The organism is Pseudomonas sp. QS1027, from assembly GCF_002814235.1.
Lineage (GTDB): Bacteria > Pseudomonadota > Gammaproteobacteria > Pseudomonadales > Pseudomonadaceae > Aquipseudomonas.
The window spans coordinates 72,984-85,867 of the sequence record NZ_PHSU01000025.1 but is presented as its reverse complement, the minus strand read 5'-3'; the positions used below and the strand labels follow the sequence as shown (position 1 = coordinate 85,867).

The following is a 12,884-nucleotide window of genomic DNA, read 5'->3' as shown; positions in this document are numbered from 1 at the left end:
ATGAGCGGTGAATGAGGACACCATGAGCAAGACCAACGCATCCCTGATGAAACGCCGCGAAGCCGCTGTACCCCGCGGCGTCGGCCAGATCCACCCGATCTTCGCCGACCACGCGAAGAACGCCACCGTGACCGACGTCGAAGGTCGCGAGTTCATCGACTTCGCCGGCGGCATCGCCGTGTTGAACACCGGTCACCTGCACCCGAAAATCATCGCCGCGGTGACCGAGCAGCTGAACAAGCTGACCCACACCTGCTTCCAGGTCCTGGCCTACGAACCTTACGTAGAGCTGTGCGAAAAAATCAACGCCAAGGTCCCGGGTGATTTCGCCAAGAAAACCCTGCTGGTCACCACTGGTTCCGAAGCGGTGGAAAACGCCGTGAAAATCGCCCGCGCCGCCACTGGCCGCGCCGGCGTGATCGCCTTCACCGGTGCCTACCACGGCCGCACCATGATGACCCTGGGCCTGACCGGTAAAGTCGTGCCTTACTCGGCCGGCATGGGCCTGATGCCCGGCGGCATCTTCCGCGCGCTGTACCCGAACGAACTGCACGGCGTGAGCATCGACGACTCCATCGCCAGCATCGAGCGCATCTTCAAGAACGACGCCGAGCCCCGTGATATCGCCGCGATCATCATCGAGCCGGTTCAGGGCGAAGGCGGTTTCTACGTCGCGCCCAAAGAGTTCATGAAGCGCCTGCGTGCCCTGTGCGACCAGCACGGCATCCTGCTGATCGCTGACGAAGTGCAGACCGGCGCCGGTCGTACCGGTACCTTCTTCGCCATGGAACAGATGGGCGTTGCCGCCGACCTGACCACCTTCGCCAAATCCATCGCCGGCGGCTTCCCGTTGGCCGGTGTCTGCGGCAAGGCCGAATACATGGACGCCATTGCTCCCGGCGGCCTGGGCGGCACCTACGCCGGTAGCCCGATCGCTTGCGCCGCGGCCCTGGCCGTGATGGAAGTGTTCGAGGAAGAGCACCTGCTGGATCGCTGCAAAGCGGTCGGCGAGCGCCTGGTGACCGGTCTGAAAGCGATTCAGGCCAAGTACCCGGTGATCGGTGAAGTGCGTGCCCTGGGCGCGATGATCGCGGTCGAGCTGTTCGAAGGCGGCGACAGCCACAAGCCGAACGCAGCCGCTGTGGCCCAGGTCGTGGCCAAGGCCCGTGACAAGGGTCTGATCCTGCTGTCCTGCGGCACCTACGGCAACGTGTTGCGCGTACTGGTTCCGCTGACCTCGCCGGACGAGCAGTTGGACAAAGGCCTGGCAATCATCGAAGAGTGCTTCGCCGAACTCGCCTGAGTTGTGACGCGATAGACAAAAAGACCCGCCCCCGGCGGGTTTTTTTGTTTCACGACATCGCAATAGTGGCTTTTGGCTGTATCTGCCTGTGCGGATTGACTAATGTGTCAGGATTGCTCTCGGAGAGTGCTTGATGACCGCTGTGGATCTACCCGCTGTACCCCGTGTGTTGATTGCCGAGGCGGAGCCTTGGTCACGGGACCTGCTGAAGCAGGTGCTGTTGAACGTGCGTTGTGATGCCCGACTGGAAATCTGTGCCGATGGCCACCACGCGCATGAGTTGCTCAACGAGCACGCCTTCGACCTGGTGATCGCCGACTGGGAACTGCCGGGCGTCGATGGCCTGAGTCTGCTGCGTGGCCAGCGCCAGAAAAAGCGCACACCGCCACTGCCGTTCATTCTGGTGGGGTCGCGCAACGACGTGGCCAGTGTGCGGGAAATCCTGCCGCTGCACCCGACGGCCTATTTGACCAAACCCCTGAATATGGAGAGCCTGACCCAGCGCCTGCAGGATCTGCTGCTGGATGCGGGGCAAGCGGTCTCGTGCGAAATCCCGGCCCTGGCGCCGGGCATGACCGTGGCGAAGTTTCTCGAACGCCGCCGCGAGGAGTCGGACGGTGCGCCGTTGATGGCCGACGTGCAGGTGGCGGTCAATCGCAGCCTCAATCCCGGCGGCCTCGACCTGAAGGTGTTGGAGCAGGAGATCCGTACCGACCCGCAAATCACTGCGGTGCTGATCGCCGCCGCCAACAGTGCGGCCCAGCATCACGGCAGCGCGGTGCAGACCCTGGCCCAGGCGTTGCAACGACTCGGTGCGGCGCAGAGCATGAACCTGATCCTCGGCCTGACCCTCAAGCGCAGCGCCCGGCTCAGTGATGCGGCCCTGGGCGACTACGCCGAACGCTACTGGAATCTGTCGCTGCACACGGCCGAATACGGCCACTCCCTGGCGCGCTTGCTCGATCTGGACCACGAGCGTTGTTACTGCGCGGGCCTGTTGCATCGCCTGGGTGACCTGGCCTTGCTGCGTTGTCTGCAGGAATGGTTGAGCGCTGGTGGTGAGCTGGATGATGCACTGATCGGTGAATCGCTCTATGCCTTTGGGGCCGCCTTCGGTTCGGCGCTGCGCACGCGCTGGCGCCTGCCGCTGGAGCTGCGGGAGCTGATTGCGGCGGTCTACCAGCTCGGTGGCGGGGTTTACTCGCGCGAGGCCCTGGTGATGAGCCTGGCGGCGCAGATGGCACGGCTGACGCCCCATGAGGGCGTCGAAGAAATCGCCAAGAGCCGCACGGCGCGTTTGCTCAAGGTCGGCTTGCCGGAGCTGATGCGTTTGCGCAAGAACTGATCGTTTCTAGGCCAACACGATCTGGTTCTTGCCCTGGCGCTTGGCCTGGTACATGGCGCTGTCCGCCCGGGCGAACAGCGGGTCGAGGGTTTCGTCCTGCGGTGTCAGGCTGGTCAGGCCCTGGCTGACGGTAACGCCGAAACCCTTGCCGTCATGGTTGAAGCTCAGGCGCTGGATCTCCCGTTGCAGGCGCTCGGCGATCTGCAGGGCCATCTCCGGGGCGCAACCGGGTAGCAGCGCGGCGAATTCCTCACCCCCAATGCGCCCGAACAGATCGCCCATCCGCAACGCCCCGCGCCCGGTTTCGGCGATCCGCTGCAAGACCACATCGCCTTCGGGGTGACCGTAGGTGTCGTTGATCAGTTTGAAGTCATCGATATCCAGCAGCAGGAACGCCAGGGGCGAATCCTGCAGGCGGGCTTCCTCGAAGGCGCGATGGGCACTGTCGAAGAAGTGCCGGCGGTTGCTGCTGCCGGTCAGCACATCGGTGGTGGCCAGGCGCTGCAACTCGTCCTCCAGGGCTTTTTTCTCGGTGATGTCCTCGGCGATGCCGACCACGATCACCCGCTGCCCCGGCTCGGCGTGGCGACTGATGAAGCATTTGTCGCTGAGCCAGCGCAGCTGCCCGTCGGCACTGATGATGCGGTACTCGCGGTCTTCCACCGACCCCTTTTCCAGCACCTGGGCCAGGCTGCGTTCGGCATAGTCGAGATCGTCGGGGTAGATGCTGTTGCGCCACTCGTTGTAGTCGGCCAGCAGCAAACCGGCCGAGCGGCCAAAGATCCGCTCGTAGGCGGGGCTGACGTAGAGCATCTGCTGGCTGTTCCAGTCCAGGGCCCAGAGCACCGCATTGACGCTGACCAGCAGGGAACTGAAGAGTTGTTCGCGTTCGCCCAGGCGTGCGACTTCGGCCTGTGCGTGCATCAAGGCCAACAAGGTTTCAGCGGCTTTTGGCCACTGTGGGAGGGAAGGCGGTTTCGAATTCTTATTGACCATCGGCACTCATCTCACAGGGCGTGCCGTACGTTATGGCGGCACGGCCACGCTACAGCCCGCCGGGATGGCGACGTGTTTTTGAGATAGGGCCGGGGCCGCTAAGTTCCGTTCGGCGCGACCTGGGGCAGGGCGCGCCGATCAACGGTGTCAGGCGACCGAGGGACGCAACGAGTAGGTTTTCAGCTGGTCGGCGAAGTCGCGCAACGACTGGATGCCGCTGGCTTCGGCTTCGTGGACCCAATCCTTGATCGCGGCGAGCATGTCGTGGCCATTTGAGCTGGTCTTGACCCAGATCTGTTGCAGGGCCAGGCGTTTCTCGTAAATTACCTTGAGTGCCTGGCTATGGGCGAGCATGGTCTCGATGCGCATCTGGTGTTTTTCGCTGAGCAGGCTGGTTTCCCGAGACAGCAGGCGCTTGGCGCGGTGGAACTGATGGCGGACCGAATGATCGACCTTGGCCAGCTCCTGTTGCACCAGCGGCGCGATCACCAGCTTGCGGTACTGGGCCATGATCTGGAAGCGGTTGTTGAGGATCGCCATGGCGGTGTCCATGTCCAGGTGACCCTTGCCTTCGACCCGGTGGGCGATGGGCGCGATGCGTTGCACCTTGGCCAGGCCCAGGAAGCTGAAGACTTTGATCCAGGCCCAGCCCAGGTCGAATTCCCACTTCTTGACCGACAGCTTGGCCGAGTTGGGGTAGGTATGGTGGTTGTTGTGCAGCTCTTCGCCGCCGATCAGGATGCCCCAGGGCACCAGGTTGGTGGCGGCGTCACGGCATTCGAAGTTGCGGTAGCCGACCGCATGGCCCAGGCCGTTGATCACGCCGGCGGCCCAGAACGGAATCCACATCATCTGGATGGCCCAGACGGTGATGCCGATGGCGCCGAACAGCAGCAGGTCGATCACCGCCATGAGGGCGATGCCGAGCATTTTGTAGCGCGAGTAGAGGTTGTTCTCGAGCCAGTCGTCCGGGCAGTTCTTGCCATAGATGCGCAGGGTTTCGGGATTGCTGGCCTCGGCCCGGTACAGTTCGGCACCGGTACGCAGGACGGTGGACAGGCCGAGGATCACCGGACTGTGGGGATCGTCGACGGTTTCACATTTTGCGTGATGTTTACGGTGGATAGCAGTCCACTCGCGAGTATTCTGTGCCGTGGTCAGCCACAGCCAGAAGCGGAAGAAGTGTTTCAGGCCAGCGTTGAGCTCCAGGGAGCGGTGGGCCGAATAGCGGTGAAGATAGACCGTGACGCCGACAATGGTCACGTGGGTCATCAACAGGGTGACCGCCACTGTTTGCCAGGCTGACAGGTCAAGAAAACCGTTGTACCACATAGGCTGTATGGCCCTCGAAAAAGTAAAGAACAGCCCGTGCATTATCACCGAGCCCACAGAGAAAACCAGTCGCTGTTTCAGATAAGAGTGGCGGGATGTTTCTTACTCTATAATTCCGGCCAGTTTGTAGGGCAATTTGGCGTTTCTAGAGGGATTTAGCACCGTTTATGTCGATTTCAACTCGTAATGCCCTGAGGTCAGGCCTGCTGTACCTGCTGCTGTCGGTCCTCTGGATCCAGCTCAGCCAGCACCTGTTGAGCAGCTTTTTCGATGACCCCGAGCAGTTGGTGCAGTGGCAGATCGTTCGCGGTTATCTGTGGGTGAGTGTCAGCGCCGTGCTGATTTTCCTGATCCATGCCCGTTACCAGCGTTTCGGCCGGGCGGGTCTGGACTTGAAGCCCAGGTCCGAGGACCGCGAGCGCTTGCGACAGGCGGCTGCGGTGTTCGATTGCACCCGCGAGGGGGTACTGGTCACCGACAAGGATGGCTTGATCGTCCACGTCAACCGCGCCTTTGTCGCCATTACCGGTTATCAGGAGTCCGAAGTACTAGGGGAGCGGCCGAATCTGTTCAAGTCTGGCCGGCATTCGGCGGAGTTCTACCAGAAGGTCTATCAGACGCTGGACGCCACCGGCGAGTGGAGCGGTGAGATCTGGAACCGGCGCAAGAGCGGCGAAATCTATCCGCAATGGCAGACGATCCGGGCGATCCGCGACGATTTGGGGCAACTCAGCCAGTATGTCGCGGTGTTTTCCGATATCAGCGCGATCAAGGATTCGCAGCACGAGTTGGCGCAACTGGCCAACTACGACCCCCTGACCGGCCTGCCCAACCGCCTGCTGTTCACCGACCGTGCCACCCAGGCGTTGGCGTCGGCGCAGGTGCACAAGCGCGGTTGCGCCTTGCTGCTGATCGACCTGGACCACTTCAAGATCATCAACGACAGCCTCGGTCACAATATTGGCGACCAACTGCTCAAGGCGGTGGGCGATCGCCTGCAGCACCTGTTCGGCAGTGGCATCAGCCTGGCCCGCCTGGGCGGTGACGAGTTCGCCGTACTGGCGGAGAACTGCCCGCAGGTGGTGCAGGCGGCGGCCCTGGCGCAACGGGTGATCGAGGGCCTGAAGGAGCCGTTCCAGCTCGACGGGCATCAATTGTTCATCAGCGCCAGTATCGGCATCAGCCTGTTCCCCAGCGATTCGCTGAATGCCGAGCAATTGCTGCGCAATGCCGACTCGGCCTTGTTCAAGGCCAAGAGCGCCGGGCGCGAAGGGTATGCCTTGTATACCGAGGAGCTGACCGCCCACGCCCAGCATCGGGTGGAAATGGCCGGTGAGTTGCGCCGGGCGCTGGAGCAGGACGAGTTGCGGGTCTATTACCAGCCGGTGCATGACCTGAGCAACAGCCGGCTGATCGGGGTCGAGGCCCTGGTGCGCTGGGAGCATCCGCAGCGCGGGCTGGTGTCGCCTGGCGAATTCATTCCGATTGCCGAGCGCACCGGGCTGATCGCCGAGATCGATGCCTGGGTCATGGAGCACTCCTGTCGGCAGATGTGCCAGTGGTTGCAGGAGGGTGTGGAGCTGTCGTTTATCGCGGTGAACGTCTCCAGTCGTCTGTTTGCCCGTCGCGAGTTGTACCAGCAGGTGGCGAAGGTGCTGGATGACACCGGGCTGGACCCGGCGCTGCTGGAGCTGGAAGTGACCGAAAGCGCGGTGATGGACGACCCCGAGGTGGCGTTGGAACAACTGCATCGCTTGCGCGAGTTGGGCGTGAGCCTGGCGATCGATGACTTTGGTACGGGGTATTCCTCTTTGCTGCGGCTCAAGCGGCTGCCGGTGCAGAAACTCAAGATCGACCAGGGTTTTGTCGCCGGCTTGCCGTGGGACGAAGACGATGCGGCGATTGTCCGGGTGGTCATCGCCCTGGCGCAGAGCATGGGCATGCAGGTCCAGGCCGAGGGCATCGAGCAGGCCGATCAGGCGCGTTTCCTGCTCGATCAGTCCTGCGACCTGGGGCAGGGCTACTGGTTCGGACGGCCGATGCCGGCGGATCAGCTTGATTGGTTGCGGGCGCCCGTCATCGCTTGAGTCTTGTGGCGTCCAGCCGGACGCCATCCCCCGCATTTCCCCTGATGAAATTTTGGTTATATTAAAATTCTTAAATAGTATTTTTAAGAATAACTTCCCCTGTCTAAGATTGCCCTCACGCCACAAGCAGTGCCCCACTGCCGGGGCAACTCTCATTTCAGGAGCACGACCATGAGCGCATCTCTGCGTAGCGTTGACGGCCAGGACGAAGCAACCATTCTGCGTGAGATCCAGAGCGCCTTGCGCGATCTGCGTTTCGGTGCCGTCGAGATCACGGTCCACAACGCACAAGTGGTCCAGATCGAACGCAAGGAAAAATTCCGTCTGCAAAACCCGGGCACCAAACCCAGCTGAACCCCGCGTCTTCCTCTGTTCAAGCAGAGGCCCGACTGGATAACCGGAGGGCGTCATCTCCCCCCCAGTCAAAAACAGAGCGTTCGAGCCCGGATGCGGGCCGCAAGCGCCATAAGAAAAAAGCCAATACACCAAAATTTTCGGGAGCTTCACCATGTCGTCGATTCGCCGTTACGCCCTGGCCGCGCTCGCCAGTGCCGTGTTTGCCGGTTCCGCCGTTGCCAAGGATTACGAGCTGCTCAACGTGTCCTACGACCCGACCCGTGAGCTGTACCAGGACTACAACGCCGAATTCACCAGCTTCTGGAAGCAGGCCCACCCCGGCGACAACGTGAAGATCCAGCAATCCCACGGCGGTTCGGGCAAGCAGGGCCGTGCCGTGATCGACGGCCTGCGCGCCGACGTGGTGACCCTGGCCCTGGCCGGCGACATCGACGAAATCGCCAAGCTCGGCAAGACCCTGCCCGAGGACTGGCAAAAACGCCTGCCGGACGCCAGCACCCCCTACACCTCGACCATCGTCTTCCTGGTGCGCAAGGGCAACCCCAAAGGCATCAAGGACTGGGGCGACCTGGTCAAGAAAGACGTCTCGGTGATCACCCCGAACCCGAAAACCAGCGGCGGTGCGCGCTGGAACTTCCTCGCCGCCTGGGCCTACGGCCTGAAAGCCGGCGGCAGCGAAGCCAAGGCCCAGGAATACGTGAAAGAGCTGTTCAAGCACGTGCCGATCCTCGACACCGGCGCTCGCGGTTCGACCATCACCTTCGTCAACAACGGTCAGGGCGACGTGTTGCTGGCCTGGGAAAACGAAGCCTTTCTGGCTTTGAAGGAAGACGGCGGCGCCGACAAGTTCGACATCGTTGTCCCATCGCTGTCGATCCTCGCCGAGCCACCCGTGGCCGTGGTCGACAAGAACGCCGAGAAAAAGGGCAATACCGAGATCGCCACCGCCTACCTCAAGCACCTGTACAGCCCGGCTGGCCAGGAGATCGCGGCGAAGAACTTCTACCGTCCACGTGACGAGAAGGTCGCCGCCAAATACGCCAAGCAGTTCCCGAAACTGGACTTGGTGACCATCGACAAAGACTTCGGCGGCTGGAAAACTGCCCAACCGAAGTTCTTCAATGACGGTGGCGTGTTCGATCAGATCTACACGGCGCAATAAACCGTGAATTAAGCAGCCAGCAAAGAGCCCGCATTCACCTGCGGGCTTTGCGTGTCAGTTCCGTTAACCAAGGACTTTTATGTCACGTCGTATCTCCCCCGTCATACCCGGCTTCGGGCTGACGCTGGGCTACACCTTGGTGTACCTCAGCCTGATTGTGCTCATCCCCCTGGCGGCGATGTTCGTGCATGCCGCCCAACTCACCTGGGATCAGTTCTGGGCGATCATCTCGGCACCGCGGGTTGTTGCAGCGCTGAAGCTGAGCTTCGGTACCGCGCTGTACGCCGCGATCATCAACGGCATCATCGGTACGCTGCTGGCCTGGGTGCTGGTGCGCTATACCTTCCCCGGCCGCAAGATCATCGATGCGATGATCGACCTGCCGTTCGCCTTGCCCACGGCCGTGGCCGGTATTGCGCTGACGGCGCTGTACGCGCCGGCAGGCCTGGTGGGACAGTTCGCCGCCGACCTCGGTTTCAAGATCGCCTACACCCCCTTGGGTATCACCCTGGCACTGACCTTCGTCACGCTGCCGTTCGTGGTGCGTACCGTACAGCCGGTGCTGGCCGATATCCCCCGGGAAATCGAAGAAGCCGCCGCCTGCCTGGGGGCCAAGCCCTTGCAGGTGTTCCGCTATATCCTGGTGCCGGCGCTGCTGCCCGCCTGGCTGACCGGTTTTGCCCTGGCCTTTGCCCGTGGTGTCGGTGAGTACGGTTCGGTGATTTTCATCGCCGGCAACATGCCGATGAAAACCGAGATCCTGCCGCTGCTGATCATGGTCAAGCTCGACCAGTACGACTACACCGGCGCCACCGCTATCGGCGTGATGATGCTGGTGGTTTCCTTTGTCCTGCTGCTGCTGATCAACTTGCTGCAGCGCCGCATCGAACACCCATAAGGAGGCGCGGAACATGTCCCAATCGTCTATTTCCGCCGCGTCCTCGGCCAACGCTGCCCGTCGTGGCAGTGCTGTTTCGCGACGTATCCTGATCAGCCTTGGCTGGCTGGTGTTTTTCCTGTTTCTGCTGCTGCCGCTGTTTATCGTGGTGTCCCAGGGCTTGAAGAATGGCCTCGGCGCGTTCTTCACCGCGATCCTTGAGCCCGATGCGCTGTCGGCGTTGAAGCTCACGGTGATCGCCGTGGTGATTTCGGTGCCGCTCAACGTGGTGTTCGGGGTCAGCGCTGCCTGGTGCGTGAGCAAGTACTCGTTTCGCGGCAAAAGCATCCTGGTGACGCTGATCGACCTGCCGTTCTCGGTCTCGCCGGTGATTGCCGGCCTGGTCTACGTGCTGATGTTCGGTGCCCAGGGCTTCTTCGGCCCCTGGCTGGCAGACCACGATATCCAGATCGTCTTTGCCCTGCCGGGCATCGTCCTGGCGACCATCTTCGTCACCGTGCCTTTCGTCGCCCGTGAACTGATCCCGCTGATGCAGGAGCAGGGCACCCAGGAAGAAGAGGCCGCGCGCCTGCTGGGCGCCAACGGCTGGCAGATGTTCTGGCATGTCACCGTGCCGAACATCAAGTGGGGCCTGATCTACGGCGTGGTGCTCTGTACCGCCCGGGCCATGGGCGAGTTCGGTGCGGTGTCGGTGGTCTCCGGGCATATTCGCGGGGTGACCAACACCTTGCCGCTGCATGTCGAGATCCTCTACAACGAATACAACCACGTGGCCGCGTTCGCCGTGGCGAGCCTGTTGCTGATCCTGGCGCTCTTCATCCTGCTGCTCAAGCAGTGGAGCGAAAACCGAATCAACCGCCTGCGCGCCGCTGCGGCGGAGGAATAAGTCATGTCGATCGAAGTCCGTAATGTCAGCAAGAACTTCAACGCCTTCAAGGCCCTGGACCGCATCAACCTGGATATCCACAGCGGTGAGCTGGTGGCGCTGCTCGGCCCGTCCGGTTGCGGCAAGACCACCTTGCTGCGGATCATCGCCGGGCTGGAAACCCCGGATGACGGCAGCATCGTGTTCCATGGCGAAGACGTCTCCGGCCATGACGTGCGTGATCGCAACGTCGGTTTCGTGTTCCAGCACTACGCGCTGTTCCGCCATATGACCGTGTTCGACAACGTCGCTTTCGGCCTGCGCATGAAGCCCAAGAACCAGCGCCCGAATGAAAGCCAGATCGCGACCAAGGTTCATGAATTGTTGAACATGGTGCAGTTGGACTGGTTGTCCGATCGTTATCCGGAGCAGTTGTCCGGTGGTCAGCGCCAGCGTATCGCCCTGGCCCGGGCCCTGGCGGTGGAGCCCAAGGTGTTATTGCTGGATGAGCCTTTCGGCGCGCTGGATGCCAAGGTCCGCAAGGAGTTGCGGCGCTGGTTGGCGCGGCTGCACGAAGACATCAACCTGACCTCGGTGTTCGTGACCCACGACCAGGAAGAAGCGATGGAAGTCGCCGACCGTATCGTGGTGATGAACAAGGGCGTGATCGAGCAGATCGGCTCACCGGGCGAGGTGTATGAAAGCCCGGCCAGCGATTTCGTTTATCACTTCCTCGGGGACTCCAACCGCCTGCACCTGGGGGACGACAACCATGTGCTGTTCCGGCCCCATGAAGTGTCACTGTCGCGGCATGAGCTGGAAGACCACCATGCGGCCGAGGTGCGCGATATCCGTCCGCTGGGCGCGACGACCCGGGTGACCTTGAAGGTTGAAGGCCAGAGCGAACTGATCGAAGCCGAAGTGGTGAAAGACCACGACAGCCTGATCGGCCTGACGCGCGGTGAGACCTTGTTCTTCAAGCCGAAGGTCTGGCAGAAGCAGGCGAGCCTCTAAGGGCACGACGGAACCTGTAGGAGCCTGGCTTGCCAGCGAAGCTTTTGGCGGTCTTGAGGGCCCTTTCGCGGGCAAGCCCTGCTCCTACAGTCTTCTGTCGTTCGCTCATTTTGTTTACGACACGACACTGTAGGAGCAGGGCTTGCCCGCGAAGAGGCCTTTACAGGCGCCGGCTATTTCAAACGGCTGCCCGCTTCTCCCGCAACTGCACCACCCCCACCCGCGCCTCGATCTCATGCTTGAGCTCCTGGCGCAGCCCCAGCAAAAACAGCAACTCCGCCACCACGAATAACGGCCCGACGATCAGCCCGCTGAGATCATCGACAAACGCCGGCTTGCGCCCCTCGTAGTAATGCCCGACGAACTGGATCGCCCAGCCGATCACGAACAGGCCGATTCCGCTCGCCAACCACACCAGCGTGCTCTGCGCCGCGAGGATTTGGCCCACCCAAACGGATAGTCCGAGCAGCACCGTCATCAGCAGTCCGAGGGCCAGTTCCAGGCGCAGATAAAACACCGCCGAGACCCCCGCCAAAAGCACCGCGGGACTGATCCCGAGCCCGGCCACCGGCCATTGCGGCCGTGACAGCAACACGGCCACGGCGACCACGATCAACGGAATGCCGATGAAGTGGCTGGCGATATTGCGCGGATCACGGTGATAGTCCGCGTATTGACTGAGATGCTCGACGAGGTTTTTCATTGTTATTCCTCCTGTAGGGTGATGGGATCATGCCCTGCGTGAAACTTTCACTCTGTCAGCTACACGACAATTGTCTCGGAGTTCTCATGGATGTATCTGCCTGGCGCTCGCGCCTGCTGACCGGACACTGGTTCAACCACCTGCCCGCTCACTTGCAGGATAGCCTGCTCGCCGCCGCCAAGGGCCGGCGCCTGACACCCGGCCAGCGCCTGTTCCAGCGCGGCGATCCGCCGTGCGGGCTGTACGCGGTGCTGGAGGGTTCGGTCAGGGTCGGTGCCGTCAGCGAGAAGGGCAAGGAAGCCTTGCTCGGGGTGATGGAGCTGCCTTACTGGTTCGGTGAGATTTCCCTGTTCGACGGCCTGCCGCGGACCCACGACGCCTATGCCGTGGGGCACACCATCCTGTTGCAGGTGCCCCAGGACGTGTTGCTCAAACTGCTTGATGAACACCCGGAATACTGGCGGCAGTTCGCTTTGCTGATGAGCCAGAAGCTGCGCCTGACCTTTATCGGCCTGGAACAGTTGAGCCTGATGCCGGCGCCGGCGCGCCTGGCGCACCGGCTGTTATTGATTGCCGAAGGCTACGGCGAATTGAACCGTTCGCGGCAATTGCTCGAGGTGTCCCAGGAGCAGTTGGCGGCGATGTTGTCGCTGTCGCGCCAGACCACCAACCAGATCCTCCAGGATTTCCAGCAACAGGGCATCCTGCGCACCAGCTATGGCGGAATCGAGATCCTCGACCTGGAGCGCCTGCGCGCCGTTGCAAGCGAGTGACCCTTTGTCCCTGGCTGCATGGGGAACCCCTGTAGGAGCCGGCTTGCTG

At 62.0% G+C, this 12,884-nt stretch carries 12 protein-coding genes; 9 read left to right on the top strand and 3 right to left on the bottom strand.

The features are described from left to right. Nucleotides 1-22 precede the first annotated feature (22 nt). On the top strand, nucleotides 23-1,303 hold the full coding sequence (gene gabT, locus CWE01_RS21970) for a 4-aminobutyrate--2-oxoglutarate transaminase (protein ID WP_100942647.1): 1,281 nt from the start codon (nucleotides 23-25) through the stop codon (nucleotides 1,301-1,303). A gap of 133 nt (nucleotides 1,304-1,436) precedes the next feature. Next, on the top strand, nucleotides 1,437-2,648 hold the full coding sequence (locus tag CWE01_RS21965; RefSeq protein ID WP_100942646.1) for an HDOD domain-containing protein: 1,212 nt from the start codon (nucleotides 1,437-1,439) through the stop codon (nucleotides 2,646-2,648). A gap of 6 nt (nucleotides 2,649-2,654) precedes the next feature. Here the strand turns inward: CWE01_RS21965 and CWE01_RS21960 are convergent, their stop codons facing one another. Both CWE01_RS21960 and desA read right to left on the bottom strand, forming a co-directional pair. Next, on the bottom strand, nucleotides 2,655-3,644 hold the full coding sequence (locus CWE01_RS21960; RefSeq protein ID WP_100942645.1) for a sensor domain-containing diguanylate cyclase: 990 nt from the start codon (nucleotides 3,642-3,644) through the stop codon (nucleotides 2,655-2,657). Between the two features lie 147 nt (nucleotides 3,645-3,791). Further along, a complete protein-coding gene (gene desA, locus CWE01_RS21955) occupies nucleotides 3,792-4,976 on the bottom strand; it encodes a delta-9 fatty acid desaturase DesA (protein ID WP_177144947.1) in 1,185 nt (394 codons plus the stop codon). A gap of 167 nt (nucleotides 4,977-5,143) precedes the next feature. Between desA and dibA the strand changes: the two genes are divergently transcribed. The 6 genes from dibA (at nucleotide 5,144) to CWE01_RS21925 (ending at nucleotide 11,359) form a co-directional block, all read left to right on the top strand. Beyond that, a complete protein-coding gene (dibA, locus tag CWE01_RS21950) occupies nucleotides 5,144-7,063 on the top strand; it encodes a phosphodiesterase DibA (RefSeq protein WP_100942644.1) in 1,920 nt (639 codons plus the stop codon). A gap of 171 nt (nucleotides 7,064-7,234) precedes the next feature. Continuing rightward, nucleotides 7,235-7,417 carry a sulfur starvation response protein OscA gene (gene oscA / locus CWE01_RS21945; protein WP_094469701.1) on the top strand — a complete coding sequence of 61 codons (183 nt, stop codon included), beginning with the start codon at nucleotides 7,235-7,237 and terminating at the stop codon, nucleotides 7,415-7,417. 154 nt (nucleotides 7,418-7,571) lie between these two features. Further along, the gene (locus tag CWE01_RS21940; protein WP_100942643.1) at nucleotides 7,572-8,582 is read left to right on the top strand and encodes a sulfate ABC transporter substrate-binding protein; all 1,011 of its coding nucleotides are present in this window, start codon (nucleotides 7,572-7,574) and stop codon (nucleotides 8,580-8,582) included. A gap of 79 nt (nucleotides 8,583-8,661) precedes the next feature. Further along, nucleotides 8,662-9,480 (top strand): sulfate ABC transporter permease subunit CysT, encoded by an 819-nt coding sequence (cysT, locus tag CWE01_RS21935; RefSeq protein WP_100942642.1) that lies wholly within the window; start codon nucleotides 8,662-8,664, stop codon nucleotides 9,478-9,480. Between the two features lie 13 nt (nucleotides 9,481-9,493). Then, nucleotides 9,494-10,366 carry a sulfate ABC transporter permease subunit CysW gene (cysW, locus tag CWE01_RS21930; RefSeq protein WP_100942641.1) on the top strand — a complete coding sequence of 291 codons (873 nt, stop codon included), beginning with the start codon at nucleotides 9,494-9,496 and terminating at the stop codon, nucleotides 10,364-10,366. Nucleotides 10,367-10,369: 3 nt separating this feature from the next. Then, a complete protein-coding gene (locus tag CWE01_RS21925) occupies nucleotides 10,370-11,359 on the top strand; it encodes a sulfate/molybdate ABC transporter ATP-binding protein (RefSeq protein WP_100942640.1) in 990 nt (329 codons plus the stop codon). 178 nt (nucleotides 11,360-11,537) lie between these two features. On the opposite strand, the gene CWE01_RS21920 is transcribed toward CWE01_RS21925, so the two are convergent. Continuing rightward, nucleotides 11,538-12,062, bottom strand: coding sequence for a DUF962 domain-containing protein (locus CWE01_RS21920; RefSeq protein ID WP_100942639.1), 525 nt, complete (start codon nucleotides 12,060-12,062; stop codon nucleotides 11,538-11,540). Nucleotides 12,063-12,148: 86 nt separating this feature from the next. Here CWE01_RS21920 and CWE01_RS21915 point away from each other — a divergent pair, with 86 nt between their 5' ends. Beyond that, the gene (locus tag CWE01_RS21915; protein WP_100942638.1) at nucleotides 12,149-12,835 is read left to right on the top strand and encodes a Crp/Fnr family transcriptional regulator; all 687 of its coding nucleotides are present in this window, start codon (nucleotides 12,149-12,151) and stop codon (nucleotides 12,833-12,835) included. The last annotated feature ends 49 nt before the right edge of the window (nucleotides 12,836-12,884 follow it).